Origin of the sequence: Pseudoclavibacter sp. VKM Ac-2867 (genome assembly GCF_015351275.1) — a bacterium.
In the GTDB taxonomy this organism is placed as follows: Bacteria; Actinomycetota; Actinomycetes; order Actinomycetales; family Microbacteriaceae; genus Pseudoclavibacter.
Genome location: NZ_JADKSL010000012.1, coordinates 37,428 through 62,866 on the forward strand (window position 1 = coordinate 37,428; position 25,439 = coordinate 62,866).

A 25,439-nucleotide genomic window follows, 5' to 3' on the forward strand; every position below is an offset into this window, starting at 1 on the left:
TCGGCTCAGCGCACCTCGAGGCTCTTGTGGGCGTCGAGGAGCGTGCGGCTGGCCGGGTGCTTCGGCGTGGAGAACAGCTCGGACACGGATGCCGTCTCGACGATCTCGCCGTCGCTCATGACGGCGACTCGGTCGGCGAGCTGCGCGACGACGGCGAGGTCGTGCGAGATGAACACGCAGGCCAGGCCCAGCTCGTCGACGAGGCGTTCGAGGAGCGCGAGCACCTGCGCCTGCACGGTCACGTCGAGGGATGAGACGGGCTCGTCGCACAGCAGCACCTCTGGTTCGGGGGCGAGCGCGCGGGCGATGGCGAGGCGCTGGCGCTGGCCGCCGCTCAGGTGCAGCGGGCGGAGTCCGGCGATCGAGCCGTCGAGCCCGACTCGTTCGAGCGCCGCGTCGATGGCGTCGCGCCTCGTCCGGACGGACGTCGAGCGCCCCGCGGTGAGCGCGTCGGCGAGGATCTCGCCGACCGTGCGCCTGGGGTCGAAGCTCGAGAGCGCATCCTGGGGCACGGAGCCGAGCTTCGCTCGGCGGGCACGGCGCAGGCGCTCGGGGGCGGGGCTCCAGGCGTCGCCGAGGAACGAGACAGTGCCCGCGTCCGGCCGTTCCAAGCCGAGCGCGATGCGGGCCAGCGTCGACTTGCCGGAGCCCGAGCTCCCGACGATCCCGAGCGTCTCGCCGCGCGAGAGTGTGAAGGACGCCTCCCGCACGGCCTGGATGGGCGCGCTCCCCGCTCCCCGGAAGGTCTTCGAGACGCCGCGCACCTCCAGGAGCGGCGGAGGGACATCCGCCGCGGCCGTGCTCGCGAGCGGGCCGGGAGCCGGCTTCGGCTGCGCGGCGAGCAGCTGGCGAGTGACCCTGTGCTCGGGAGCCGCGAAGAGCCGCGCCGTCGGCGCCGTCTCGACGATGAGTCCTTCGCTCATGACGGCGACCCGGTCGGCGAGGCGCTGGACGACGCCCAGGTCGTGGGTGATGAAGAGCATCGTCATGCCGTCGGCCTTGAGTGCGGAGAACAGTTCGATCAGCTGCGCCTGCACGGCCTGGTCGACAGAGCTCGTCGGCTCGTCGGCGATGAGCAGCTCCGGTTCCCCCGCCAAGGCGGCAGCGATGAGCACACGCTGTCGCTGGCCGCCGGAGAGCTGGCCGCTGCGGCGGCGCGCGATCGACCCGGGGTCCTCGAGTCCAGCCCGCTCGAGCAGTTCGAGGACGCGGCGGCGGCGCGCCTCGTGCCCGAGGCCGGTGTGCAGCCGCAGTGCGTCGTCGACCTCGCGCCAGACGGGGCGGAGCGGGTCGAGCGCGACCAGCGCATCCTGGTGCACGAGCCCGATGCGCCCGCCGCGGATCGACCGCCAGTCGCCGTCGCCGCTCGCCAGCGGCAGGTCGACGCCGCCGAGGCTGAGCGTGCGGGCCTCCACTCGGGCGCCGTCGCCGCTCAGCCCGAGCAGCGCCCTGGCGGTCACCGACTTGCCGGAGCCCGACTCGCCGACGAGCGCGAGGCACTCGCCGCGCCGCACGTCGAAGGAGACTCCGCGCACCGCCTCGAAGTTGCCGAAGGAGATGCGCAGCTCTTCTGCCCGCACGGTCGGCGCTTCCCGCCGGGGTTCCGGGCTCGATGCGTCGCTCATCCTGCCTGCCTCGTGCGCTGCTGCATGATGCGACCGAGCATCGTCGCCGTGACGGCCGCGCCCACGATCGCGGTGCCGGGGAAGATGGTGAGCCACCAGCTGCCGGTCGGCAGGTAGAGGCGGCCGGCGGAGAGCATTGATCCCCATTCCGGGCTGGGTGGTGGTTCGCCCAGGCCCAGGTAGCTGAGCGCAGCCGCCCACACGATGGCCTGGCCGAGGCCGAGGGTGGCAAGCGAGAAGAGGGGCCAGGCCACGTTCGGCAGCAGCGTCCTCGTGAAGCTGTGCCAGCGCGACCTGCCGAGCACGAGGTCCGCCTCCATGTAGGCGCTCGCCCGCACGCGCAGCACCTGTGAGCGGATGAGGCGCGCGTAGCCGGGGGCAGTGGAGAGGCCGACCGCGATGGTCGTGGTGACGACGCCCGGGCCCGCGAGCGTGATGAGCAGGAGCGCGAGGAGGATGCCGGGGAACGCGAAGAAGACCTCGACGATCCTCGTCGTCCCGAAGTCGAGCCATCGGGGTCCGAGGCCCGCGGCGAGGCCGAACACGGCGCCGAGGAGGAGCCCGATCACGGTTGCCAGGGCGCCGATCGTGAGCGACGACGAGGCGCCGTGCACGATGCGGGTGTAGACCCCCCTGCCGGACTCGTCCGTGCCGAGCGGATGCGCGGCGACGGGAGGCGAGAACGCATCGGCGGGGTTCACGGCGAGCGGGTCGCCAGGGGCGAGGAGCTGCGGGAAGACCGCGGCCAGAAGGTAGATCGCCGCCACGGCGAGCCAGACGCCGAGCCAGAGCCCGCGCCGGGAACCGGAGCGGGTGCGGCCGTCGCGCTGTCCCGTCGTGCCCGCACGAGCATCCCGGACCGCTGCCGCGTCGAGACTCATGCGGTCACGCCCGCTCGGTCGCGCGAGCGCGGATCGATGAGCGGCTCGATCAGGTCGGTGAGGACGGTCACGACCATGTAGGCGGCCGCGACGACGACGAGGACTCCGATCACGTAGGGCACATCCCGCGCACCGACCGCGGCGAGCAGAGAGCGGCCGAGTCCTGGCCTCGCGAAGATCGTCTCGACGACCACCGCGCCGGAGACGAGGGAGCCGAGGGCCCAGCCACTGAGGCCGACTGCGGGGATCGCCGCGTGGCGCAGCACGTGCCGCCAGAAGATGCCGCTCGGGCCCTCGCCCCGCGCTCGCGCGGCCAGCACGAACGGCGACTCGAGGGCGTCGAGCATCTGCTCGCGCATGACCTGCCCGAGGTACCCGGCGAGGGGGAGCGCGAGGGTGACGCTCGGCAGGATGAGCCCGGCGAGCCCCGGGCCCGAGACGGCGACCGGAAGCCCGAGCATTCCGGCGAAGATCAGCACGAGCACGGAGGCCAGCCAGAAGTGCGGCACCGCCGCCGCGACGACCTCGAGCGTCGATGCGATGCCCCACGCGATTCGGCTCCTCCCGGTCGACCACCAGGCCACGGTGAGCGCGATCGCCCAGGCGAGGAGGAGGGAGAGGCCGGCGAGGGCGAGCGTACCAGGCAGCTGCTCGCCGATGAGCGACGCGACGCTCTCGCGCTGGGCGTAGCTGAAGCCGAGGTCTCCGGTCGCCGTGCGCCACAGCTGCGCGAGGTACTGGAGGAAGAGCGGCTGGTCGAGCCCGTTCTCGGCGCGGGCCTGCGCGACGGCCTCGGCGCTCGCGTTGGAGCCCGGCCCGCCGAGGATCGCGAGCACGGGGTCGCCCGGCACGGCGCGCACCGCGAAGAAGGTGACGGTGACGACGGCCCACAGCACGAGCACCGCGCCGCCGAGACGCAGGAGGATGCGCGGAATCAGCGGCAGCAGGCGTGCCGCGCGAGGTCGCGCATCCTTCGTCATCCGACGATTGTCTCGTGCGCCGTGCTCAGTCGTGGCCCAGTTACTCGATGGTGACGTTCACGAGCGAGGGCACGTTGACGTTCGGCTGGAGGCGGAAGCCGTGCACGTTGGCGCCGTAGGCGAACTGCACCGTCTGGTCGTAGAGCGGGATGACGGTGCCGCTGTCGATGATGAGCTGCTGTGCCTCGCCGTAGAGACGTTCGCGCTCGGCGTCGTCGCTCGTCTTCGCGGCCGCGTCGAGCGCCGCGTCGAGCGCCGGCAGCGAGAGGCCGGTGTTGTTGGCGTGGTAGCCGCTCGGGGCGGGGGTGATGCTGTCGGTCGAGTAGACGATGCGGAGCACATCGGCGGAGTTCTTCGAGTACGGCGCGACGATGGCGTCGAACTCCCACGTGCCGCTGCGCTCGTACCAGGTCGAGAGATCGAGCAGCTCGAGCCGCACATCGAAGCCCACCTCGGCGCTCGTCGCTGCGATCTGCTCGAGCACGGAGATCTCGGCCGGGATCGACTGGTTCGTGGAGACCGGGAACGCTACCTCGAGGCGCTCGCCGTTCTTCGTGCGGACGCCGTCGGCGTCGCGCTCGGTCCATCCGGCCTCGTCGAGCAGCGTGGATGCGCGTGCCGCGTCGAACCCGAAGGAGTCCGGGTGCGAGGTCGCGAAGGGTGTTGCGCTCGAGAGCACCGAGGTCGACCGGTCGAGGGTTCCGAAGTAGAGCGACTCGACCGCAGCGTCGATGTCGGCCGAGGCGGCGAACGCCTCGCGCACCTTGGGGTCGTCGAAGGGCGCGCGCGTCGTGTTGAGCTCGATGCGGGCCGTCACACCGGGGCGGGCGCCGATGAGCGTCTCCTCCGCGCCGTTCGCCTGGAACTGCGAGAGCGCATCCGGCTGCACGGAGTCGATGATGTCGACCTGGTCGGACTGGAGCGCGGCGAGGCGGGTGGCGGCGTCCGGGATGAACTTCCACTCGATGGTGCCGACCGTCGCGCCGGGCTGGCCCTCGCTCGTCACGCCGTCTTCCGGCGCTGTCGTGTGGTTCTCGTTGCGCGTCAGCACGACCTGGGACTGCTTCTCCCACGACGCGACCTGGAAGGCGCCGGTGCCGATCGGGGCGAGGCAGTTCTCCTCCGCCCCGCGCTCGAGCCCTGCGGGGGACTCGATGGCCAGCCAGGTCTGTGCGAGCGACTCCAGGAGCGCGCTGTCGGGCTCGCTGAGGTCGAAGCGCACGGTGCGCTCGTCGACCGCGACCGCTTCGGAGACCTTCCCGAGGGCGAGGATGGCCGTCGACGAGGCGGTCTCGGGGTCCTTGATGTGCTCGACGTTCGCGACGACGGCGTCCGCGTCGAACGGGGTGCCGTCGGTGAAGCTCACGCCCTCCTTGAGGGTGATCGTCCAGCTCAGCTGGTCGTCGGACGCTTCGGCTCCCGTTGCGAGCCATGGGATGATCTCCCCTGCGTCGTTCTTCGAGAAGAGCGACTCCAGGAACTGGTTCGCGAGGATCGCCTGGGGCCAGTTGCCTCCGACGTGCGGGTCGAGGCACGTGGGCTCAGCGTCTCCCGAGGCGTACCTGAGGGTTTGCGGCTGGTCCGACGAGGTCGCCTCGCTGGAGCATGCGGCAAGTGGCACGATGAGGGCTGCGGCGAGGGCGAGGAGCGCGATGGGCTTCGCCGCGCGGCGGGTGGCTGATGCTGGCACTCGGAGAGTGTAACTGCTTATTTGAACACCATGCAGAAATGAGAAGATGATGACGGAGCACGAGGAACGGGTCGCGCGTCGAGGCCGACCCTCCGCGTCGAGTCGCGAGACGCTCGAAGAGGCCGCCCTCGAGCTGTTCCTCGAGCAGGGCTACGAGCAGACGAGCGCGAGCGACATCGCCCGCCGTGCCGGCGTCGCGAGGAGCTCGTTCTTCAACTACTTCACAGCGAAGGCCGACGTGCTGTGGGTCGGTCTCGACCCGCTCCTCGCCGAGGTTCCTCCGCGGCTCGAGGCAGCCGCGACCGAGCTCGTCGCGCGCGGTGCCCCGAAGAGGGGAGAAGGCCTCGCGACGCTCCGGAAGGTGCTGCTCGAGATCGCCGACACGGTGCAGCCCGAAACCGTCCGCTGGGCGGGCTCGCTGCGCAGCGTGGCAGGCACGAGTGCAGACCTCGCCGCGACTGGCACGAAGCGCGCGCTGGCCCAGCAGGCGGCGCTCATGGACTTCCTTGCCCGAGCGGAGCCGGGGCTGGGGTGGCTGCAGCGCACCGTCTGCGCAGGGTCCATCATCTCGGCGACCATCGCCGCGACCGTGTTCTGGATCGAGGAGGGGCCCACCCGGGGCAGCTTCTCGAGAGTCGTGGACGAGGCGAGCGCCCCGATCTTCCGGGCGTACTCGGCCGAGTAGGCCTGTGGCTACCGCTGGAGGCGTTCGGCCTCGAGGCGCCCGCTGCAGTCTGGTGTCCTCTGGTCCGGAGCTTCTCGGTCGATTTTATCTTCGAAAAACATTGATAAATTCCTGGTCAACGAGTGTGTAGTGATGGCCTGAGTGCTAGGCTGGAGGTGATCCCGGGGGGAGGTCATCATGGTTCTTGGGCAGAGCGGCACGGGGCGCAACGGGGCGACCTCCAGGAGGTCGTCGCCGGAGACCGCGACGGTCGACGCGCTCATCGCGGCCCCCGGCAACGCTCTGGCTTTGCTGGCGATGGAGATTCCCGTGGTGATCGCGGAGCTCGCGAGCCGTCGGCGCGCACTGGACGCGGCGTTGGTCGAGGTTGCGGGGGAGGTGCTTCGTCGTGACGAGGAGGGCTCGGCACCCGACGAGCTCGTTCGGAGCATGGGCTTCTCTAACCTTGCGGAGCTGCTCCAGCAGCTCCTGGGGGTCCCCTACGCCGAGGCCGGGTCGCTGGTTCGCGTTGCGGAGACCACCCGCGCCCCGGTGAGTCTGACGGGCGAGCATCTCGGGCCGGCACACCCGGCCGTTGCGACCGCGCTTGCAGCTGCGCAGATCACGCTCGGGCAGGCGTCCGCGATCGTGCAGGGATTGAAGCCCGTGAACGGCCGTGCCGAGCGAGCCCATCTCGACGCGGCTGAGACGGAGCTTGTCGACTCGGCGCGGGGCGTGAACCCAGAGGATCTTGCCCCGGCAACTCCGGAACTGCTTCGCGTCCAGGCCGCGCAGTGGGTGGCGTTCCTCGACCCCGACGGCGCGGAACCACTCGCGGAGCGCGTTGCGCGCAAGCGGGGATTCTGGATGCGGGAGCGTTCGGACGGCACGGTCACGGGTCGATTCGTCGCGACTCCGGAGCAGGGGGAGCTGCTCCGGAAGGTGTGCGAGACGGTCACCTCGCCCCGCCGCAAGGTTGCCTTCGAAGAGGCCCCGCCCATCGGGAACGCCCACGCCCCCGACGCAGCTGTCGCGTCCCGCGAGGTCGCCCCGGACGAGCCGGGTAATCCGAGGGCTGGCGCTGCCGCACGCGGTGCCGAGGGACTCGATGCGGCGGACGTCGATGTCTCGCATCCGGATGAGCGAATCCCTGACCAGCGCACGCCCGCCCAGCAGCGTATGGACGCCGTGGAGTTGGTCTTCGCGCGATTCGCGGAAGCCCCGGACGCTCCCCGCGCGGGCGGGGAGGCGCCCACCGTCGTCATCACCACAACAGACGCTGGCCTGAACGGGAAGGCCAGTCGCCCAGCCGATGTGCCGCACCTCGAACGCACCGGAACGCCGGTGCCGCCGAGCCTGGTCGCGAAGACCCTCTGCGACGGGTTCGTGCAGGTGGCGCTCCTGGGCTCGAACGGAGAACCGTTGAGACTCGGCCGCCGTCAGCGGTTGTACAGTCGCGCGCAGCGCAGAGCACTCGCCTCCCGCGACGGGGGCTGCATCACGCCGGGCTGCTGGAAGCCGCCGGGCATGTGCGAAGCGCACCACACCACGCCGTGGGTTGAAGGCGGCCTCACGAACGTCGATGAGGGAGTGCTCCTCTGCAGCTTCCATCATCACCTGGCCCACAAGAACCAGCTTGAAGTCGTGCGCGACCGGGCGGGCAGATGGCGAGCCCTCCGACCGGGCTGGGAGTATCGACTCTTCCGGCGCAGAACTCTGCGCGGCTCAGCGCTGCAGGAGCAGTTGCACGGGAGCTGACAGCAGCCGAGACCGTCGCCCGGGTCCGCAGCTCTCGCAAGGTCTCGGAGGGCGCTGCTCGAGGGTCCTCCGGTTCCTCTAGCTCGTCTGCAGCTCGCAGTAGGCCGTCAGTGACGAGAGGGCAGACTCGACTTCGCCGAGCTGCGTGAGGATGCTCGCGGCGGCCGCGAAGCCACCTTCGCCGTTCGCGAGCTCCCCAGCTGTCGTCTGCAGCTCTGTCACCTCGGTGACGAGCGTGTCGACGTGCGTCTTGAGGTCGGGGTCCGTGACGCTCTGCTGCAGCGTCGTGAGGTTGGCACCTATGGTCGCGAGCGTCGCGACGGCTCCGGGGATGTCACCGGGCACCTGGTCGGCGATGCCCTGGACGCTCGTGCTGATCGAATCGATCTCGGCCTGCACGTCCGCGCAGGTTCCGCCACCGTCAGCCGTCGTGGCCTCGGTCGTCGTCGAAGCCGAGGGCGACGGAGTCGCCGTCTCCTCTCCGCCGAGCGCTGAGCAGCCGGTGAGCGCGATGGTCGCGAAGATGCTGGTCGCTGCGAGCTTGGAGAGGTGAGAGGTGAGCATGCTTTGGGTGCCGTCCGTCGGTGAATCCAGAAGAGGCGAGCGTACACAGCCTTCCCTTGAGCCTGGCCTGTCCGTTTCGCGCAGCATGCCCAGGCGCGTACGATGTTCGCAGCATGACTGTGATCCGCCCATCAGCGGGGAGTCCCCGGAAGAACGGTGAGCGAGCCTCTCGAGGAGCGCAGGCCAAGTAGAACCGGTCGGGAGGGCCCGTCACAGCCCGGAACGAGTGGCGAGCGCCTCCGGAACATCATCCGGGGGAGCGCGCAATCGGGGTGGTACCGCGCCGGAAGGCGTCCCTGAAGCAGACCAAGCACATCCACTTACTGCCAGGAGTTCCACCGCATGAGCTACCCGAAGGCCTCGTTCGGACCAGCCGCCGATCCCGCCAGCTCGACAAGAGACAGCATCGCCGCCTCACCGTCGTTCCCGCGCCTCGAAGAGCGGGTGCTCGACTTCTGGCGAGAAGACGGCACCTTCCAGGCTTCCATCGACCAGCGCGAGGGCGCCGAGGAGTGGGTCTTCTACGACGGCCCTCCCTTCGCGAACGGCCTCCCGCATTACGGGCACCTCCTCACCGGGTATGCGAAGGACGTCTTCCCCCGCTACTTCACGATGCGCGGCCGCCAGGTGCACCGCCGCTTCGGCTGGGACACGCACGGCCTGCCCGCCGAGCTCGAGGCCATGCGCCAGCTCGGCATCCAGTCGAAGGCCGAGATCGAGGCCATGGGCATCGACACGTTCAACGACGCCGCCCGCGAGTCGGTGCTCAAGTACACGCGCGAGTGGCAGGAGTACGTCACCCGCCAGGCCCGCTGGGTCGACTTCGAGAACGACTACAAGACGCTCGACATCTCCTACATGGAGTCGGTGCTCTGGGCCTTCAAGAAGCTGTACGACGACGGCCTCGCCTACGAGGGCTTCCGCGTGCTGCCGTACTGCTGGAACGACGAGACGCCCCTGTCCAACCACGAGCTGCGCATGGACGACGACGTCTACCAGATGCGTCAGGACCAGACCGTCACCGTCACCTTCCCGCTCGAGGGGGAACGGGCGGATGCGCTCGGCCTCGCCGGCGTGAAGGCGCTCGCCTGGACGACGACCCCGTGGACGCTCCCGACCAACCTGGCCCTCGCGGTCGGCCCCGAGATCGACTACGCCGTCGTACCAGCTGGCCCGCTCGGCGCGGCAGACGGCGCCGAGACGGGCGCGGGCTCCTTCCTGCTCGCCAGCGCACGCGTCGCGGCCCACGCCAAGGAGCTCGGCTACGAGAGCGCGGAGGACGCGGCCGCCGCGACCAGCCGCACCCTCAAGGGCGCCGAGCTCGCCGGCGTCCGATACCAGCGCCTGTGGGACTTCTACGCCGACACCGAGACCTACGGCACGCAGAACGCGTGGCAGTTCCTGCTCGGCGACTACGTCACCACGAGCGACGGCACCGGCATCGTGCACCAGGCCCCCGCCTACGGTGAGGACGACAAGGTGCTCAGCGACGCCGCCGGCATCCCCACGATCCTCTCCGTCGACGAGGGCGGCAAGTTCCTCTCTGCCGTCGAGCCCGTCGCGGGTCTGCAGGTCTTCGATGCCAACAAGCCGCTCACCCAGCTCCTGCGGGCCGACGGTCGGCTGTTCAAGCAGGCCAGCTACGAGCACTCCTACCCGCACTGCTGGCGCTGCCGCAAGCCCCTCATCTACAAGGCCGTCTCGAGCTGGTTCGTGCGCGTCACGCAGTTCCGCGACGAGCTCGTCGAACTCAACCAGCAGATCGATTGGGTGCCGGACAACGTCAAAGACGGCCAGTTCGGCAAGTGGCTCGAAGGGGCCCGCGACTGGTCGATCAGCCGCAACCGGTACTGGGGCAGCCCCATCCCGGTGTGGAAGAGCGACAACCCCGACTACCCGCGCATCGACGTCTACGGCTCGCTCGACGACATCGAGCGAGACTTCGGGGTGCGCCCGACCGACCTCCACCGCCCGTTCATCGACGAGCTCACGCGCCCGAACCCGGACGACCCGACCGGCGCATCCACGATGCGGCGCATCCCCGACGTGCTCGACGTGTGGTTCGACTCCGGCTCCATGCCGTACGCGCAGGTGCACTACCCGTTCGAGAACCGCGAGTGGTTCGACTCGCACTCGCCCGCCGACTTCATCGTCGAGTACATCGGGCAGACGCGCGGCTGGTTCTACGTCATGCACGTGCTCTCGACGGCGCTCTTTCACCGTCCCGCGTTCAAGCGGGTCGTGAGCCACGGCATCGTGCTCGGCAACGACGGTCGCAAGATGTCGAAGAGCCTCCGCAACTACCCGGACGTGCAGGAGGTGTTCGACCGGGACGGGTCGGATGCCATGCGCTGGTTCCTCATGGCGAGCCCCGTGCTGCGCGGCGGGAATCTCATCGTGACCGAGGAGACGATCCGCGAGGGCGTCCGCCAGTTCCTCCTGCCGCTGTGGTCGACGTACTACTTCTTCACGACCTACGCGAACACCGCGGTCGGCTCGACTGAGGCGTACGAGGCGACGTTCCGTACCGACTCGAGCGACGTGCTCGATCAGTACATCCTCGCCAAGCTGGGCGTGCTCGTCTCCGAGGTGCAGGCAGACCTCGAGGCACTTGACTCGACGACCGCCGCATCGCGCCTCCGCGACTTCGGCGACGTGCTCACCAACTGGTACGTGCGTCGCTCGCGCGACCGCTTCTGGCGGGGAGTGACCGACGACGCCACGAGCACCGAGGCGTTCGACACGCTCTACACCGTGCTCGAGACGCTCACGCGCGTCGCCGCACCGCTCACGCCGCTCATCTCCGAGACGGTGTGGCGCGGGCTCACTGGCGGACGCAGCGTGCACCTCACCGACTGGCCGGACGCGTCGGCGTTCCCGAGCGATCAGGCGCTCGTCGACTCGATGGATGCGGTCCGCCGCGTCACGAGCTCAGCGCTGTCCCTGCGTAAGCAGGCCGGGCGCCGGGTGCGCCTCCCGCTCGCGAGCCTCACCGTCGTCGCGCCGGACACGGATGCGCTCGAGCCCTTCGCGAGCATCCTGCGTGACGAGCTCAACGTGAAGTCCGTCGAGTTCGAGCGCTTCGTCGCCGAGTCCGAGGCCAAGTACGGCATCGACCGCGTCCTGCAGGTCAACGCGCGCGCCGCTGGTCCGCGCCTCGGCAAGCAGGTGCAGCTGGCGATCAAGGCCTCGAAGTCCGGAGACTGGAGCGAGGTCGATGGCGTCGTCACGGCCGGCGGACTGCAGCTCGAGGCGGGTGAGTACGAGGTCAAGCTCGTCACCGCAGGCGAGAGCGACGACCGGGCCATCACCCTGCTGCCGAGCGGCGGCATCCTCGTGCTCGACACGAACGTGAGTGCGGAGCTCGCCGCAGAGGGCCTCGCGCGCGACGTCGTGCGTGCGGTCCAGGATGCACGCAAGGAGGCAGGACTCGAGGTCTCCGACCGCATCCGCCTCGCCCTGCGCGCCGACGACGCGTCGGTCGCCGCCATCGAGGCGCACCGGGAGCTCATCTCGGGGGAGACCCTCGCGGTGGAGTTCCAGGTCACCGGCGGACTCGCGTCGCCGGCTGACGACGAGGTGAGCGCGGACACGTATGGTGCCCTTGAGATCGACGTGGAGGTAGTGGCGTGAGCGAACGCGACCAGCAGGATTCCGGCGACTGGGAAGAGCAGTCCGGCGAATCGGAGGCCTTGGACGCATCCGGCGACTTCGAGCTCGAGCCGAGGGACATCGCCGAGACGTTCACGCCGGCGCTCTCCGACGATGAGGACGAGGTCCTGACGGAGCGCGAGGAAGACGAGCGAACGCTCCTCGAGGGCACCGACTGGGCCAGCGAAGGCGAGCGTGTCTTCGACGAGCTCATGGAGCGCGTGGGGGAGGCGGCCCCAGAGCCGCGACTCCACGCGACGAGGCGCGCCGTCGAGCTCCTGGGAGACGTGCACACGGCGTACCCGGTCATCCACCTCACTGGCACCAACGGCAAGAGCTCGACCGCACGCATCATCGAGACCGTGCTGCGCGCCCACGGCCTGCGCACTGGCCTCCTCACGAGTCCGCACCTCGAGCGCATCAACGAGCGCATCGCCGTCGACGGGAGTCCCATCAGCGACGAGCGACTCGTCGCGAACTGGGAGGACATCACGCCCTTCCTCTCGATCGTGGATGCGGAGCTCGAGGCGGCGGGAGAGCCGCGCCTCACATTCTTCGAGGCGCTCACGGTGCTCGCCTACGCGTGCTTCGCCGACGCGCCCGTGGATGTCGCGGTGGTCGAGGTGGGCATGGGAGGCGAGTGGGACTCCACGAACGTCGCCGACGGCGAGGTCGCCGTCTTCACGCCCATCGCGCTCGACCACACGCAGCGACTCGGCAGGACGCTCTCGGAGATCGCGCGCACCAAGGCCGGCATCATCAAGCCCGCCGCACGCGTCGTCACCGCAGAGCAGCAGCCCGAGGTGCTCGCGGAGATCACGCGTGCCGCCGAGATGTCCGAAGCGCACCTGTACGCCGAGCCGAAGGACTTCTCCGTCGTCACCAACCAGCTGGCCGTCGGCGGACGCCTCGTGACGGTTCGCGGCGTCGCTGGCACGTACGAGGACCTGCTGCTGCCGCTGGACGGTGAGTACCAGGCGCACAACGCTGCCGTAGCACTCGCTGCCGTCGAGGCATTCTTCGGCGCGAACCGGAGCCTGCGCGATGAGCTCGTCGAGGCGGCGTTCGTCGAGGTGAAGTCGCCGGGTCGCCTCGAGCGCATCGGCGTCACCCCGCCCATGCTCATCGACGCCGCCCACAACCCGCACGGCGCCGAGGCGCTCGCGAGGGCCGTGACCGAGTCGTTCGACTTCTCGCGCGTCGTCGTGGTGCTCGGAGTCCTAGCAGACAAGGACGCGGCCGGCATCGTCCGTGCCCTGCAGCCCATCGCGGAGCGCTTCGTCGTCACCCAGTCCGACTCGGTGCGTGCCATCGACGCTGAGGAACTCGGCGACATCGTGCGCGAGGTCACCGGCGGCGAGCCCGAGGTGCTCGAGCGAGCCGAGGACGCCATCGAGCGAGCCCGCGAGATCGCCCTCGATCTCCTCGCCGAGGGCGCAGAGGACGGCAGGAACGCCGCGGTGCTCATCACGGGCTCCGTCACGCTCATCGGCACGGCGCTCACCCTCTCGCGCGACGAAGGCTGGGCGCAGGAGTCGTGAGTCGGCGCAATAGCGGCCGGCTGCCCCGTCAGCGCAGCATCCGCGAGGTCATCGGCTCCATCTTCCTGGGCTTCGAGCTCTTCGTCGTCTTCCTCGGTACGCTGCTGGTGTTCGGGATGCGCGTGCTCGAGCCCATTCCAGCGTTTGCGCTCGGCCTCACCTTCGCCCTGCTCATCGTCGTCACCATCGGGCTGCTCAGGTACGAGTGGGGCATCTGGCTCGGGTGGGCCGTGCAGATCCTGCTCGTCGCCGCCGGTTTCCTCCACCCCGGTATGTTCGTGGTCGGGGCGCTGTTCCTCGCATCCTGGACGTACTTCATGTGGAAGGGCGGCCAGATCGACCGGCAGCGGGCTCCGATCATCGCCGAGTACAACCGTCGCCTCGCGGCGGGTGAGATCGGCGCCGACGGGATGCCCATCACGGAGCAGAACGACCCACCGAGCAGCTGACCAGCTGACCAGCACGCATTCACCGAACGACCTGGCCCCTGACAGGGCCGACCACCACGACCAATGGAGGAACCATGGCAACCATCGAAGAGACGCTCGTCCTCGTCAAGCCGGACGGCGTGCAGCGCGGCCTCACGGGCGAAGTGCTTCGCCGCATCGAGACGAAGGGCTACTCGCTCGTCGACATCCGCCTCGTCCACGCAGACCGTGCGCTCCTGTCGGAGCACTACGCGGAGCACGAGGGCAAGCCGTTCTACGAGGGCCTCCTCGAGTTCATGCAGTCAGGGCCAACCGTCGCGATCCGCGTCGCGGGCCACCGCGTCATCGAGGGCTTCCGATCGCTTGCCGGCACGACCGACCCCACGACTGCCGCGCCTGGCACGATCCGAGGCGACCTCGGTCGTGACTGGGACGCCGGCGTGCTCCTCAACATCGTGCACGGTTCCGACTCCGTCGAGTCCGCCGAGCGCGAGCTCGGCATCTGGTTCGCGGCCTGACCGACTCCAGGGGCGGGTGACTCGGTCGGGCTTCGGCGGAGTCGTAGGCTTCGCGGTAGATGGACCGTCAGGTCCGACATGATCGATTCGGGGGCGAGTTACGGGATGAAGGCTGGGAGATCGTCGTCGACGGCACACAGCGAGCGGCTCGACGAGCTGGCCTCTGCGTGGCGCGCTGCGCTGCGCGAGGAGCTGCCAGCGGCCGTCCGGCTGCGTCAGGAGCTCCATGCCGACCCCCGACTCTCCGGTGAGGAGAACGACACCGCCGCCCGCCTCGAGGCCGAGCTCGGCGACCGGGTCACGATGCACCGCATCGCCGACTCCGGGCGCATCGGGCGCCTCGGCCCGGCAACCGGGGGCGCCGTCGGGGTGCGCGCCGAGCTGGATGCGCTGCCCCTGACCGAGCTCACCGGGGTTGCGTTCGCCTCGGCGAACGGCGCGATGCACGCCTGCGGGCACGACGTCCACCAAGCGGCGCTCGTCGCCTTCATCCGGGCCGCGGATCACCTCGACCTCCCCGTCGGACTCGTGCCGATCCTGCAGCCACGGGAGGAGACCTACCCCTCGGGCGCGCATCAGATCGTGCAGGAGGGCGGCCTCGAGCGGTTCCAGGTCGAGCATGTCATCGGCGCGCACGTTCACCCGGGCGTCCCTCGCGGGGCGATCGCCATCGGCGGCGGCTACATCAACGCGGCTGCCGACGAGATCGAGATCTCCCTGCAGGGGCGAGGCGGTCACGGCGCGTACCCGCACCAGGCGGCCGACCCCGTCGCGGCCGTCGCCCAGATCGCGCTCGGACTCCCCGAGGTGGTCCGTCGCACGATCTCGCCCATGAACCCGGCGGTGATCAGCGTCGGGACGCTCACCGCAGGTGAGGGCGCGGCGAACGTGCTGCCCTCGAGCGCCCGGCTGCTCGCGTCGATGCGCACGACGGCGCCGAAAGACCGAGAGCTCCTGTTCGCGGCCGTGCAGCACCTCGCGGTGCGCACTGCTGAGGCGTACGGCACGGAGGCGATCGTGCACATGCACCAGAACATGCCCGTCCTCATCAACGACACCCACCTCGCCTCCGACGCCGACGACTGGCTGGCGCGCCTCGGTGTCGATGGGGCGGAGCCCATGCGCTCGCTCGGCGGCGACGACTTCTCGTACTACTGCGACGAGGTTCCCTCGATCATGTGCTTCGCGGGCGTCGAGACGGCAGGTCTGCCTGGGCCAGGAGGCGCCTACGCCCCGACACTCCACCACCCGCGCTTCCTTCCGACGGAGGATGCGGTCGGGCTCGTGGCGAGCGCGTTCCTCGCCGGGTACTGCGCGGCCGCCGAGCGCATCCTCGGCATCGCACACCATAGGCGGGTCCTGCCCTGACGGTGGGCGCACAGCCGAAATCGGGTCTGGATGCGGTGGCCGTGCGATACTGGAAAGGTCGACCGGGCAGAGTCCCACGGCACCCGAAGTTTTTCAGGCACGAGCCACGAGCAGAGCAACGCTCCGTCGCACGGGCCGCAGGCAGGATCGCCGCAACCGCGGCACACCACGTACAACCTTTCCGCCGAACGGGCGGAGACCATTTTCGATGAGGATGCATGGCATCTTCATCGCCCGGAGGGGTGGGCGCACGCTTTGCGCCACGCCGGAGTAGGAGCACACCAGAAATGGTGACCACAAACGAATCAGACCAGAACACCACCGATGAGCAGTTCGACGCAGAGACGGGCCAGGAGTCCGCGACTGCGGCAGAGGTAGGCGCAGCGGAGCAGGAGTCGACGGAGGAGTCCGCGTCGTCGGTCCCGTCCGTCATCTCCTCCACGACGCTCTTCTTCCTGCAGCCAGATCTGCCCCCGGTGCTGGAGCGCAGCCCACGCGAAGACCGCGGCCGCGCTCGCCGTCAGGACGACGAGCCGTACGAGCGCCAGGAGCGCGGCGACCGGAACGATCGCTACGACAGGCATGACCGCGGCGAGCGCTCCGACCGCAACGACCGCTCAGACCGCAACGACCGCTCAGACCGCAACGACCGCTCAGATCGCGGCGAGCGCTCCAGGGAGTCGTCGCGTGACGACCGCCGCCAGGCCCCGGCAGAGCGCCAGCAGTCGACGACGCGTCGTCGTCAGTCCCGCGAGGAGCAGCCGGTCGAAGAGCCCGTGCTCATCACGGAGCCGCAGAAGATCAAGGGGTCCACGCGTCTCGAGGCGAAGCGTCAGCGCCGCCGCGAGGGCCGCGAGAGCGGGCGTCGCCGCCAGGTCATCACCGAGTCCGAGTTCCTCGCTCGTCGCGAGGCGGTCGACCGCGTCATGCTCGTCCGCGCCAAGGACGACCGCGTCCAGATCGGCGTGCTCGAGGACAAGGTGCTCGTCGAGCACTACGTCGCGCGTTCGCAGGAGTCGTCGCTCATCGGCAACGTGTACCTCGGTCGCGTGCAGAACGTGCTCCCGAGCATGGAGGCGGCCTTCATCGACATCGGGCGCGGCCGCAACGCCGTGCTCTACTCCGGTGAGGTCGACTGGGCCGCTGCTGAGGTCGGCGGCAAGTCGCGTCGCATCGAGAACGCCCTCAAGCCGGGCGACCGCGTGCTCGTCCAGGTCACGAAGGACCCGATCGGCCACAAGGGCGCCCGCCTCACGAGCCAGGTGTCGCTGCCTGGTCGCTACCTGGTCTACGTGCCGGGGAACTCCATGAACGGCATCTCCCGCAAGCTGCCGGACACGGAGCGCGCACGCCTCAAGAAGATCCTCAAGGAGACCCTGCCGGCAGGCGTCGGCGTCATCGTGCGCACGGCTGCCGAGGGCGCGACACAGGATCAGCTCGAGCGCGACGTCAACCGACTCACCGCGCAGTGGGCCGACATCTCCTCGCGCATCGAGGCGGGACCCGCTCCGGCGCTCCTGCACTCCGAGCCCGACCTCCTCGTCAAGATCATCCGCGACGTCTTCAACGAGGACTTCCACAAGATCGTGATCCAGGGCAGCGAAGAGCTCGAGACCATCACGAACTACCTGCACCAGGTCGCTCCGGACCTCGTCGACCGCGTCGAAGCGTTCCAGGGCGGCGACGTCTTCGCCGAGTACCGCGCTACCGAGCACATCGAGAAGGCGCTTGACCGGAAGGTCTGGCTGCCGTCCGGCGGCTCGCTGGTCATCGACCGCACCGAGGCGATGACGGTCGTCGACGTCAACACGGGGAAGTTCGTCGGCTCCGGCGGCAACCTCGAGGAGACGGTCACCAAGAACAACCTGGAGGCGGCCGAAGAGGTCGTCCGCCAGCTGCGTCTTCGCGACATCGGGGGCATCATCGTCGTCGACTTCATCGACATGGTGCTCGAATCGAACCGCGACCTCGTCATGCGTCGCCTCATCGAATGCCTGAGCCGTGACCGCACGAAGCACCAGGTCGCAGAGGTGACGAGCCTCGGGCTCGTGCAGATGACCCGCAAGAAGCTCGGTCTCGGCCTGCTCGAGACGTTCAGCGAGCCGTGCGAGTCCTGCGCTGGCCGGGGTGTCATCGTCTTCCACGACCCAGTGCTCAAGCACCGTGGGGGAGCGCCTGACAGCAGCGCCAACGCGAAGAGCGGCCGCAAGGGCCGCGGTGGTCAGCAGCGTGAGCAGCAGGCTCCTCGTGCCGTCGCAGCTCCGGCCGCGACGTCGACGCACGGCATCACCGAGGAGGCGCGGGGCGCTCTCTCGAAGATCGCGGCTTCGACGCTCACCGGGCAGAAGCAGGGCGAGCCCTCGGAAGAGCAGCAGCCCGTCGTGCAGGTGAGCGGCCAGGCGCCGGTCGCCGACGAGCGTGGCGGCGATGAGCAGGCCGGGCAGCAGGGCGAGTCGCGTCGTTCGCGACGCGGCCGCAGGCGCGCCAAGACGGATGCTCAGGCTCCCGCATCGTCTGAGGCTCCGGAGCAGGCGCCAAGCGAGCCGGTGACGGTCGACCGCAATGCGGTGCAGCAGTCGGATGGCGACGACCGGAAGGCGCGCGCCAGCGAGAACCTCTTCGACTTCGACTCGGCCCAGAGCGCCGAGCCGGCACAGACCAAGCGCGAGGCCGACCCGGCAGCGCTTCGTGAACTCGACTCGCTGCTGGATGCGCTGGTCACCCCAGAGGGTGAGCCGCAGCCTGCAGCAGACGAAACGACCGAGGCCCCCGCCGCGGTCGAGGTGACGACGCCCGCCGCCGCCCCTGAGAAGGTTCAGGATGCGCCGACGACGTCAGCGCCGAAGGCAGCGCAACCGGCAACGGTTGAGCCGCCCAAGGGTGCTTCGGGGCGTCCGCGCCGCCGCCGCATCACGACGCCGCCGCTCTCTGCCGAGTAAGATGGCAGGGTAGGGCGACCGGACGCGAAAGCGTCGAGTGGGTGGGTGCGCTTGCGCGCACCGACCCTGCCGGGTAAAGTGGTTCGCTGTTGCACGTTTGCATTCGTGCTGGCATTCCCTCGCCCGGTTGCAGGGCAGAGTCAGCTCGCCGCAGCGAGCAGGGCTTCCAGAGTTTGAAGACACAGCGTCCGACCTTGTCGGGCTCGGAGAAAAGGTACTGAAGTGGTATTCGCAGTTGTGCGCGCCGGTGGACGGCAGGAGAAGGTAGAGGTGGGCACTGTGCTCACCACGAACCGTGTTGTTGCCGACAAGAAGGGCAACGTCACGCTTCCGGCTGTGCTGCTCGTCGACGGTGAGACCATCACGAGTGACGCAGAGAAGCTCGCTAAGGTCACGGTGACTGCAGAGGTCCTCAACGACCTCCGCGGCCCGAAGATCGTCATCCAGAAGTACAAGAACAAGACCGGTTACAAGAAGCGTCAGGGCCACCGTCAGGAGCTCACGCGCATCAAGATCACCGACATCAAGTAAGTCGAGGAGCAGACTTCAATGGCACACAAAAAGGGAGCGAGCTCGACTCGCAACGGCCGTGACTCGAACGCTCAGCGCCTCGGCGTGAAGCGTTTCGCGGGCCAGACCGTCAGCGCGGGCGAGATCCTCGTCCGTCAGCGCGGCACGCACTTCCACCCCGGCGCCCTCGTGGGCCGCGGTGGCGACGACACGCTGTTCGCCCTCTCGGCAGGCATCGTCGAGTTCGGTGCGAAGGGCCGCCGCAAGGTGGTCAACATCGTCGCTGGCGAATAGCAGCAAGCACAGTCCCTGAATCCAGGGCGGTGTCAGGATGAGGGGCGGGCCACGGTCCGCCCCTCATCCGTATTTTCACGACTTATCGTTCTACAGGAGCTCTTCATGGCCACCTTCGTCGACCAGGTGACGCTGTATCTGCGCGCTGGAGAGGGTGGCAACGGCTGCGTCTCTGTCAAGCGCGAGAAGTTCAAGCCACTCGCCGGCCCCGACGGCGGTGATGGCGGCAACGGCGGCAGCATCACGTTCTACGCCGACCCGCAGGAGACGACGCTGCTGTCGTACCACCACAAGCCTCATCGCTCGAGCGACAAGGGCGGCTTCGGCATGGGCGATTGGCGCAACGGGTACACCGGTCAGCCGCTCGATCTGCCGGTTCCCATCGGAACGGTCGTCCGCGACGCTGACGGCGTCGAACTCGCCGATCTCTCCGAGCCCGGTATGCGCTACGTCGCTGCCGAGGGCGGACAGGGCGGGCTCGGCAACGCGTCACTCTCCAACACGAAGCGCAAGGCGCCGGGCTTTGCTCTGCTCGGCACGCCCGGCGAGGAGCTGCAGGTGCAGCTCGAGCTCAAGATCGTCGCGGACGTGGCCTTCGTCGGCTACCCATCCGCTGGCAAGTCGAGCCTCATCGCGGCGATGTCCGCGGCCAAGCCGAAGATCGCCGACTACCCGTTCACCACGCTCCACCCGAACCTCGGCGTCGTGCAGGCGGCCCAGTACCGCTACACGGTCGCAGATGTTCCCGGGCTCATCGAGGGTGCGAGCGAGGGCAAGGGCCTCGGCCTGGACTTCCTGCGGCACGTCGAGCGGTGCTCCGCGCTGCTGCACGTGCTCGACTGCGGAACACTCGACCCGGGCCGCGACCCGATCAGCGACCTCGATGTCATCCTCGAGGAGCTCGGCAACTACCCGGTGCCAGAGGGGCAGACGCCGCTCCTGGAGCGTCCGCAGTTCATCGCGCTCAACAAGATCGACCTGCACGATGGGCGGGAGCTCGCCGACTTCGTGCGCCCCGAGCTGGAGGAGCGCGGCTACCGTGTCTTCGAGATCTCGACCGTGAGCCACGAGGGGCTCAAGGAGCTCTCCTTCGCGCTTGGCGAGCTCATCGACCGCGATAGGGAAGCCAAGCTCGCCGAGCTGGCCATCAAGCCGCGCATCGTGCTGCGTCCGCGCCCCGTCGACGAGAAGCCGTTCGAGATCCGCGTCGAGGGCGGAACGCACGGCAACACGTACCGGATCCTCGGTGAGAAGCCGCAGCGCTGGGTCGCGCAGACGGACTTCGCGAACGATGAGGCCATCGGCTACCTCGCGGACCGCCTCAACAAGATCGGTGTCGAGGAAGCCCTCTTCAAGGCCGGTGCAGTCGCCGGCTCCGCCGTCATCATCGGACCTGGCGCGCAGGGCATCGTCTTCGACTGGGAGCCGACGCTCACGAGCGCGGCAGAGCTCACGGTCTCGCCGCGTGGCACCGATAGCCGCCTCGAGGAGAACAGCCGCACCACCACGCGTGAGCGGCGCGAGGGCTACTACGAGCGAATGGACGGCAAGGCCGCGGCGCGTGCCGAACTCGAGCGCGAGCGCGAGGGTGGCGTGTGGAAGGTCGACGAGTGACCCCGCGAACATTGGTAGGGTGGGACGCATGATCGAGCTGATTCCCGCTGCGCTTGCTGATGCCGTGCTGGCCCAAACCGTGCTGGCCGAAGAGGGGCACCACATCGTCAACGAGCTGGTGATGCCCCCGATCATGTTCGGTGTCGTCACGCTCGTCGCCTTCGTTGCCCTCATCGTCGTCACGTACGCGTTCCGCAACACGTGGCACAGCAACCCGGTCGACTCCAAGGTCGTTCCATACGAGCCGTTCAACCACGCTGGCGTCATCGAGGCCGGCTCGGAGCACTCGAAGCACTAGCGCGGAGCCGCGCCCCCCTATGCCTCACACCGTCGAGCCTTCCCCCGTTCCCGAGCGCCGCAGAGTCGGCGTCATGGGTGGAACCTTCGATCCGATCCACCACGGGCACCTCGTGGCGGCGAGCGAGGCGGCGGCGCACTTCGATCTCGATGAGGTGCTCTTCGTGCCGACGGGGAAGCCGTCGCACAAGTCGCACGTCACCCCGGTCGAGCACCGCTACCTGATGACGGTCATCGCGACGGCCTCGAACCCCCGGTTCAAGGTGAGTCGCGTCGACGTCGACCGCGATGGCCCCACCTATACGATCGACACCCTGCGCGACGTTCAGCGACTCCGTCCGGACGCAGACCTGTACTTCATCACGGGTGCCGATGCCATCGCGCAGATCCTCGGGTGGAAGAACTCGCTCGAGCTGTTCGAGCTCGCCCAGTTCGTCGCGGTCTCGCGGCCAGGGCACGAGATGCGCACCGACGGCATCCCCGCCGACAAGGTGACGGCGCTCAAGATCCCAGCCCTGGCGATCTCCTCGACGGACATCCGGGCAAGGGCCTACGAGGAGAAGCCGGTCTGGTACCTGGTGCCAGATGGTGTCGTGCAGTACATGGCCAAGCACAGGCTGTACACGGCAGAAGAGATTGATGCCATATGAGTGACGCCCCACTGACTCGCCGCGAGCTTCGCGAGCTCGAACGTCGCCGAGAGAAGGGCGAGCAGCCCGAGCTCCCGACGATGGCGCCGACGGTCTCCGTGGAGGCTGGGGCGGGATCCGACGAAGCCGCTCCAGCCGCTCCTGTCGTTCCAGCCGCTCCGGCCCCTCCCGCTGAATCGGCCCAGCCGGCTCAGCTCGCATCCGGCGTCGCGCTCGAGGCTCCGCTCCAGATCGAAGGCCTCTCGCCGACCCCGATCGAGGTGCTGGCGACGCTCGAGGCCCCGGAGGTGCCCGAGGCCCCTGAGCTGCCCGGCGACTCGTTCAATCGGAGCCCGGCGGCCGTCGAGCAGGAGGCGCAGGAGGACGGCACGAGCGGCGACTACTTCCGACGCCTCGTCATGGCCAGCCACTCCACGGACGAGACGCCGACCGGCATGATCGTCATGCCGGAGATGAGCTCGCCCGATATCACCGGCGCCCTCAGTGGCGCGGGTGATCTCATGATCACGGGCAAGATGCAGGTCTCCCGCGAGCTCTCCAACTTCGGCACGCTGACGACGGGGCTCGACTCGCCGGAGATCGACCACGCTGACGAGGGCGACGAGCAGCTGCACTCGAGGGTCGCCGAGGAGCACAGCCCTGTCGCGGCCAGCCGCGCGGTGCGCGAGCCTGGAATGCCGCTCGCACCCCGCCGCGGGCACGGCGTGCGGCTGTCGATCTGGGCGGTCGTGAGTGGCCTCGCCGTCGCTGTGGCTGGCGTTGTCGCAGTGATCCTGGGTATTGTTCAGGGTTGGTTCTGATCAGCTGGCGAGCGCATCGCCTCTCGGACACCACGTTGAGCTCTTCTGGGCTCTCAATGAAAGGGACCGAATGACCGCGAGTACGCGAGCAATCGAACTGGCAGACATCGCAGCGAAGGCTGCCGACAAGAGACTCGGCTTCGATATCGTCGCCCTGGATGTCTCGAACAACATGCCGCTCACGGACATCTTCCTCCTCGTCTCCGGTCGCAACGAGCGCATGGTGCTCTCCATCGCCGATGAGATCGAGGACGCGATGCGCGACATCGGGCAGCGCACGCTGCGCCGCGAGGGCCGTCGTGAGGGCCGCTGGGTGCTCCTCGACTTCAACGACATCGTGGTGCACGTCTTCCACGAGGAGGAGCGCACGTTCTACGGGCTCGAGCGCCTGTGGAACGACGCACCCGTCGTGAAGCTCGATCTCGGCGAGGGCGACGCGGTCGCCACCGAGCCGAACCAGGCCGAGCAGAGCTGAGCAACGTGACGCCCCGCAGGTCGAAGGGCGGATGGGCGTGGCTCATCCTCACCGGCTTGCTCGCGGGCTTCCTCTCGGGGCTCTTCGGGGTCGGCGGGGGCATCCTCATCGTGCCCGCACTCGTCTATCTGGTGCGGCTCGACACCCGCTTGGCCGCTGGCACCTCGTTGCTCGCCATCCTGCCGTCGGCGATCGTCGGTGTGGTGACGTACGCGGTCGGCGGCAACGTCGACCTGCTCCTGGCGGGGCTCCTGGCCGTCGGCGCGATCGCGGGTGCCCCGCTCGGATCGTGGCTGCTGGAGAAGGTCTCGAAGCGCACGCTGCAGTGGGCGTTCATCGCGTTCATCGGGGTTGTCATCGTCTCGCTCTTCCTCGTCGTGCCGTCGAGGGATGCCGCGGTGCACATCGATCTGCTCGGTGGTGTCCTGCTGGTGTTCCTGGGTCTCTGCACGGGTGTGCTGTCCGGTCTGCTGGGCATCGGCGGGGGAGTCGTGGTCGTGCCGATGCTGGTCGTGCTCTTCGGCTCGAGCGACCTGCTCGCGAAGGGCAGCTCCCTGCTCATGATGATTCCGACGGCGCTGTCCGGCACGATCAGCAACCTGCGACGCAAGAACGTGGACGTGGGCGCCGGTCTCGCGGTCGGTGGCGCTGCCTGTCTCACGACGAGCCTCGGGGGTTTGAGCGCCGCCGCCATCTCGCCGTCGCTCGCGAACCTGCTCTTCGCGGCCTTCCTCGTCGTCATCGCGGTGCGCATGGGCGTGGATGCGTGGCCACGCCGCACCGCTCGGTAGCGACACGCGCTGGCCGCCTCGATTTGGTGCGTCCCAGCTTCTGAGCTATTATTTTCGAGTTCCCGGAAACGGGTGCGGGTCTGTGGCGCAGCTGGTAGCGCACCTGCATGGCATGCAGGGGGTCAGGGGTTCGAATCCCCTCAGATCCACCATGAAGCCCCGGTCAGTCGAAGCTGACCGGGGCTTTTTCGTTTGAGCCGCGTCTCGTTCGCGACGCGCGCCTCCGACGCCCATATCCGGGTGGCCTGATTCGGTGAGATCGGCGAGTCTTGGCTCCGCTTGATTCCCGCCCGATGCGGGAGGATAGCCGCATGGCGAGACGCATCACGGGCGACACTGCACGGGCCAACTGGAGCGCGCTCATCGCGGTGCCGTTCGCAGCGGCCTTCTACCTGTTGGTGGCGAGACGCCTCGGCGTCGAGATCGGCGACACGGTTCGCTACCTCGTGAGCATCTTCATCGTGTTCTGGCCCCTGTTCGGAACGGTGTACCTGGTCTGGACGCACCTCGCGTATCGCACTGCGGACGCGGTGCAGCTGCGTGTCGCCTCGAGGCGAGAGCGCATCACGAAACGCCGCTGGTGGCACCGGCTCGTCGGCTACGGGGGAGCGACGGACTGGACGATGGCGGGCGCCATGGTCGCGGTCGCTCTCACGGTTGCGATCGCGCAGGAACCCGCCTTCCGCGACCAGACCATCTTCGTGGTGCTCGGGCTCGCCACGGTCGCGGCCTCCTGGGCGCTCATGGTCTACGCGTTCGCGTTGGAGTACCTGCGTCTCGATGCCGTCCCTGAGGCTGAGGCGGACCTTGGGGGAGCGGATGAGGAAGAGCGGGGCACCGCGCGCCGGTCGCAGATCGTGTTCCCGTTCGAGGAGGAGCCGCGCTTCGGCGACTACCTCACGCTCGCGGTGCTGATGTCGACGATGGCGGCGACGGCGTCGGCTGAGATCACCTCTCGCCGCGGCTGGCGCATCGCCCGGACCAACGTGGTGCTGGCGTTCGCCTTCAACTCGGTCATCGTCGCCATGATGGTCTCGGTGCTCTTCGGCGGGCTCACGACCTAGCGGGGGAGGCCAGCCCAGGCAGGTTCAGCGGACGACGCGGAAGCCCTCGGTTCCCTTGGGGGTCCGCTCAGAGACACGAGACACGGTGACTTCGGCGTACGGGGGCCCCTTGCTCATCCACGCGAGGAGCGCATCGACCTGGTGCTCCTCTCCTTCGAGCTCCGCTTCGACACGGCCGTCGTGCAGGTTGCGGACCCAGCCGCTCACCCCCAGACGCTGTGCTTCCTGCGCCGTGGTGAAGCGGTAGCCGACGCCCTGAACGGTGCCGGCCACGATGACGTTGACTCTCCGCATAGCGACATTGTGCTTTCCGAGCCTGAAATCCGGGAAGACACCG

Annotated in this window: 23 protein-coding genes and 1 tRNA gene; 18 read left to right on the forward strand and 6 right to left on the reverse strand. The window is 68.9% G+C overall.

The window, feature by feature from the left end:
- Nucleotides 1-5: 5 nt before the first annotated feature.
- Genes nikE through ITJ67_RS12655 form a run of 4 tightly spaced genes read right to left on the reverse strand, consistent with a single transcriptional unit; the run spans nucleotide 6 to nucleotide 5,176 of the window.
- A complete protein-coding gene (gene nikE, locus ITJ67_RS12640; RefSeq protein ID WP_194677908.1) occupies nucleotides 6-1,625 on the reverse strand; it encodes a nickel ABC transporter ATP-binding protein NikE in 1,620 nt (539 codons plus the stop codon).
- Nucleotides 1,622-2,506, reverse strand: coding sequence for an ABC transporter permease (locus tag ITJ67_RS12645; protein ID WP_160070553.1), 885 nt, complete (start codon nucleotides 2,504-2,506; stop codon nucleotides 1,622-1,624). The genes nikE and ITJ67_RS12645 overlap by 4 nt, the downstream gene beginning before the upstream one ends.
- On the reverse strand, nucleotides 2,503-3,486 hold the full coding sequence (locus tag ITJ67_RS12650; RefSeq protein ID WP_194677909.1) for an ABC transporter permease: 984 nt from the start codon (nucleotides 3,484-3,486) through the stop codon (nucleotides 2,503-2,505). Before ITJ67_RS12650 ends, ITJ67_RS12645 begins: the two co-directional genes overlap by 4 nt.
- A gap of 40 nt (nucleotides 3,487-3,526) precedes the next feature.
- A complete protein-coding gene (locus ITJ67_RS12655; protein ID WP_160070551.1) occupies nucleotides 3,527-5,176 on the reverse strand; it encodes an ABC transporter substrate-binding protein in 1,650 nt (549 codons plus the stop codon).
- Between the two features lie 49 nt (nucleotides 5,177-5,225).
- On the opposite strand from ITJ67_RS12655, the gene ITJ67_RS12660 reads away from it, so the two are divergent.
- Together ITJ67_RS12660 and ITJ67_RS12665 are read left to right on the forward strand one after the other, a co-directional pair.
- Entirely contained in the window at nucleotides 5,226-5,861 is a 636-nt protein-coding gene (locus ITJ67_RS12660; RefSeq protein ID WP_194677910.1) for a TetR/AcrR family transcriptional regulator, read from the forward strand.
- Nucleotides 5,862-6,038: 177 nt separating this feature from the next.
- Nucleotides 6,039-7,598: an HNH endonuclease signature motif containing protein gene (locus tag ITJ67_RS12665; RefSeq protein WP_194677911.1), complete on the forward strand. Its 1,560-nt coding sequence runs from the start codon at nucleotides 6,039-6,041 to the stop codon at nucleotides 7,596-7,598.
- Nucleotides 7,599-7,676: 78 nt separating this feature from the next.
- Here the strand turns inward: ITJ67_RS12665 and ITJ67_RS12670 are convergent, their stop codons facing one another.
- The gene (locus ITJ67_RS12670; protein ID WP_194677912.1) at nucleotides 7,677-8,162 is read right to left on the reverse strand and encodes a hypothetical protein; all 486 of its coding nucleotides are present in this window, start codon (nucleotides 8,160-8,162) and stop codon (nucleotides 7,677-7,679) included.
- A gap of 342 nt (nucleotides 8,163-8,504) precedes the next feature.
- On the opposite strand from ITJ67_RS12670, the gene ileS reads away from it, so the two are divergent.
- From ileS to ITJ67_RS12750, 16 genes are all read left to right on the forward strand, one after another.
- Nucleotides 8,505-11,795, forward strand: a complete 3,291-nt coding sequence (gene ileS, locus ITJ67_RS12675; RefSeq protein ID WP_194677913.1) for an isoleucine--tRNA ligase — start codon at nucleotides 8,505-8,507, stop codon at nucleotides 11,793-11,795.
- 230 nt (nucleotides 11,796-12,025) lie between these two features.
- Nucleotides 12,026-13,354 (forward strand): bifunctional folylpolyglutamate synthase/dihydrofolate synthase, encoded by a 1,329-nt coding sequence (locus tag ITJ67_RS12680; protein ID WP_194677939.1) that lies wholly within the window; start codon nucleotides 12,026-12,028, stop codon nucleotides 13,352-13,354.
- The gene (locus tag ITJ67_RS12685; protein ID WP_236558222.1) at nucleotides 13,351-13,803 is read left to right on the forward strand and encodes a DUF4233 domain-containing protein; all 453 of its coding nucleotides are present in this window, start codon (nucleotides 13,351-13,353) and stop codon (nucleotides 13,801-13,803) included. Before ITJ67_RS12680 ends, ITJ67_RS12685 begins: the two co-directional genes overlap by 4 nt.
- Before the next feature lie 74 nt (nucleotides 13,804-13,877).
- Nucleotides 13,878-14,300, forward strand: a complete 423-nt coding sequence (gene ndk, locus ITJ67_RS12690) for a nucleoside-diphosphate kinase (protein WP_104331510.1) — start codon at nucleotides 13,878-13,880, stop codon at nucleotides 14,298-14,300.
- A 105-nt stretch (nucleotides 14,301-14,405) separates the two neighbouring features.
- On the forward strand, nucleotides 14,406-15,668 hold the full coding sequence (locus tag ITJ67_RS12695) for a M20 metallopeptidase family protein (RefSeq protein ID WP_194677914.1): 1,263 nt from the start codon (nucleotides 14,406-14,408) through the stop codon (nucleotides 15,666-15,668).
- Between the two features lie 287 nt (nucleotides 15,669-15,955).
- Nucleotides 15,956-18,607 (forward strand): Rne/Rng family ribonuclease, encoded by a 2,652-nt coding sequence (locus tag ITJ67_RS12700; protein ID WP_228502782.1) that lies wholly within the window; start codon nucleotides 15,956-15,958, stop codon nucleotides 18,605-18,607.
- A gap of 222 nt (nucleotides 18,608-18,829) precedes the next feature.
- Nucleotides 18,830-19,138 (forward strand): 50S ribosomal protein L21, encoded by a 309-nt coding sequence (rplU, locus tag ITJ67_RS12705; RefSeq protein ID WP_068481311.1) that lies wholly within the window; start codon nucleotides 18,830-18,832, stop codon nucleotides 19,136-19,138.
- Between the two features lie 18 nt (nucleotides 19,139-19,156).
- Nucleotides 19,157-19,411, forward strand: coding sequence for a 50S ribosomal protein L27 (rpmA, locus tag ITJ67_RS12710; RefSeq protein ID WP_068481308.1), 255 nt, complete (start codon nucleotides 19,157-19,159; stop codon nucleotides 19,409-19,411).
- Nucleotides 19,412-19,516: 105 nt separating this feature from the next.
- Nucleotides 19,517-21,025 (forward strand): GTPase ObgE, encoded by a 1,509-nt coding sequence (gene obgE / locus ITJ67_RS12715; protein WP_194677916.1) that lies wholly within the window; start codon nucleotides 19,517-19,519, stop codon nucleotides 21,023-21,025.
- Nucleotides 21,026-21,053: 28 nt separating this feature from the next.
- The gene (locus ITJ67_RS12720) at nucleotides 21,054-21,323 is read left to right on the forward strand and encodes a hypothetical protein (RefSeq protein ID WP_104331507.1); all 270 of its coding nucleotides are present in this window, start codon (nucleotides 21,054-21,056) and stop codon (nucleotides 21,321-21,323) included.
- 19 nt (nucleotides 21,324-21,342) lie between these two features.
- Nucleotides 21,343-21,972, forward strand: coding sequence for a nicotinate-nucleotide adenylyltransferase (gene nadD / locus ITJ67_RS12725; RefSeq protein ID WP_104240830.1), 630 nt, complete (start codon nucleotides 21,343-21,345; stop codon nucleotides 21,970-21,972).
- Nucleotides 21,969-22,772, forward strand: coding sequence for a hypothetical protein (locus ITJ67_RS12730; protein ID WP_194677917.1), 804 nt, complete (start codon nucleotides 21,969-21,971; stop codon nucleotides 22,770-22,772). The genes nadD and ITJ67_RS12730 overlap by 4 nt, the downstream gene beginning before the upstream one ends.
- A gap of 70 nt (nucleotides 22,773-22,842) precedes the next feature.
- Nucleotides 22,843-23,247: a ribosome silencing factor gene (gene rsfS / locus ITJ67_RS12735; RefSeq protein ID WP_160070541.1), complete on the forward strand. Its 405-nt coding sequence runs from the start codon at nucleotides 22,843-22,845 to the stop codon at nucleotides 23,245-23,247.
- 5 nt (nucleotides 23,248-23,252) lie between these two features.
- On the forward strand, nucleotides 23,253-24,038 hold the full coding sequence (locus ITJ67_RS12740) for a sulfite exporter TauE/SafE family protein (RefSeq protein ID WP_236558220.1): 786 nt from the start codon (nucleotides 23,253-23,255) through the stop codon (nucleotides 24,036-24,038).
- Between the two features lie 76 nt (nucleotides 24,039-24,114).
- A tRNA-Ala gene (locus tag ITJ67_RS12745) sits at nucleotides 24,115-24,190 on the forward strand.
- Nucleotides 24,191-24,349: 159 nt separating this feature from the next.
- Complete coding sequence (locus ITJ67_RS12750) at nucleotides 24,350-25,102, forward strand: DUF1345 domain-containing protein (protein WP_160070540.1); 753 nt, start codon at nucleotides 24,350-24,352, stop codon at nucleotides 25,100-25,102.
- 24 nt (nucleotides 25,103-25,126) lie between these two features.
- Here the strand turns inward: ITJ67_RS12750 and ITJ67_RS12755 are convergent, their stop codons facing one another.
- Nucleotides 25,127-25,396, reverse strand: coding sequence for an acylphosphatase (locus ITJ67_RS12755; RefSeq protein WP_194677918.1), 270 nt, complete (start codon nucleotides 25,394-25,396; stop codon nucleotides 25,127-25,129).
- Nucleotides 25,397-25,439 lie beyond the last annotated feature (43 nt).

Coding starts and splice junctions, on each gene's coding strand:
- nikE (WP_194677908.1), bottom strand. CDS start 1,625: ATGAGCGACGCATCGAGCCCGGAACCCCGGCGGGAAGCGCCGACCGTG.
- ITJ67_RS12645 (WP_160070553.1), bottom strand. CDS start 2,506: ATGAGTCTCGACGCGGCAGCGGTCCGGGATGCTCGTGCGGGCACGACG.
- ITJ67_RS12650 (WP_194677909.1), bottom strand. CDS start 3,486: ATGACGAAGGATGCGCGACCTCGCGCGGCACGCCTGCTGCCGCTGATT.
- ITJ67_RS12660 (WP_194677910.1), top strand. CDS start 5,226: ATGACGGAGCACGAGGAACGGGTCGCGCGTCGAGGCCGACCCTCCGCG.
- ITJ67_RS12665 (WP_194677911.1), top strand. CDS start 6,039: ATGGTTCTTGGGCAGAGCGGCACGGGGCGCAACGGGGCGACCTCCAGG.
- ITJ67_RS12670 (WP_194677912.1), bottom strand. CDS start 8,162: ATGCTCACCTCTCACCTCTCCAAGCTCGCAGCGACCAGCATCTTCGCG.
- ileS (WP_194677913.1), top strand. CDS start 8,505: ATGAGCTACCCGAAGGCCTCGTTCGGACCAGCCGCCGATCCCGCCAGC.
- ITJ67_RS12680 (WP_194677939.1), top strand. CDS start 12,026: ATGGAGCGCGTGGGGGAGGCGGCCCCAGAGCCGCGACTCCACGCGACG.
- ndk (WP_104331510.1), top strand. CDS start 13,878: ATGGCAACCATCGAAGAGACGCTCGTCCTCGTCAAGCCGGACGGCGTG.
- ITJ67_RS12695 (WP_194677914.1), top strand. CDS start 14,406: ATGAAGGCTGGGAGATCGTCGTCGACGGCACACAGCGAGCGGCTCGAC.
- ITJ67_RS12700 (WP_228502782.1), top strand. CDS start 15,956: ATGGTGACCACAAACGAATCAGACCAGAACACCACCGATGAGCAGTTC.
- rpmA (WP_068481308.1), top strand. CDS start 19,157: ATGGCACACAAAAAGGGAGCGAGCTCGACTCGCAACGGCCGTGACTCG.
- obgE (WP_194677916.1), top strand. CDS start 19,517: ATGGCCACCTTCGTCGACCAGGTGACGCTGTATCTGCGCGCTGGAGAG.
- ITJ67_RS12720 (WP_104331507.1), top strand. CDS start 21,054: ATGATCGAGCTGATTCCCGCTGCGCTTGCTGATGCCGTGCTGGCCCAA.
- nadD (WP_104240830.1), top strand. CDS start 21,343: ATGCCTCACACCGTCGAGCCTTCCCCCGTTCCCGAGCGCCGCAGAGTC.
- ITJ67_RS12730 (WP_194677917.1), top strand. CDS start 21,969: ATGAGTGACGCCCCACTGACTCGCCGCGAGCTTCGCGAGCTCGAACGT.
- rsfS (WP_160070541.1), top strand. CDS start 22,843: ATGACCGCGAGTACGCGAGCAATCGAACTGGCAGACATCGCAGCGAAG.
- ITJ67_RS12750 (WP_160070540.1), top strand. CDS start 24,350: ATGGCGAGACGCATCACGGGCGACACTGCACGGGCCAACTGGAGCGCG.
- ITJ67_RS12755 (WP_194677918.1), bottom strand. CDS start 25,396: ATGCGGAGAGTCAACGTCATCGTGGCCGGCACCGTTCAGGGCGTCGGC.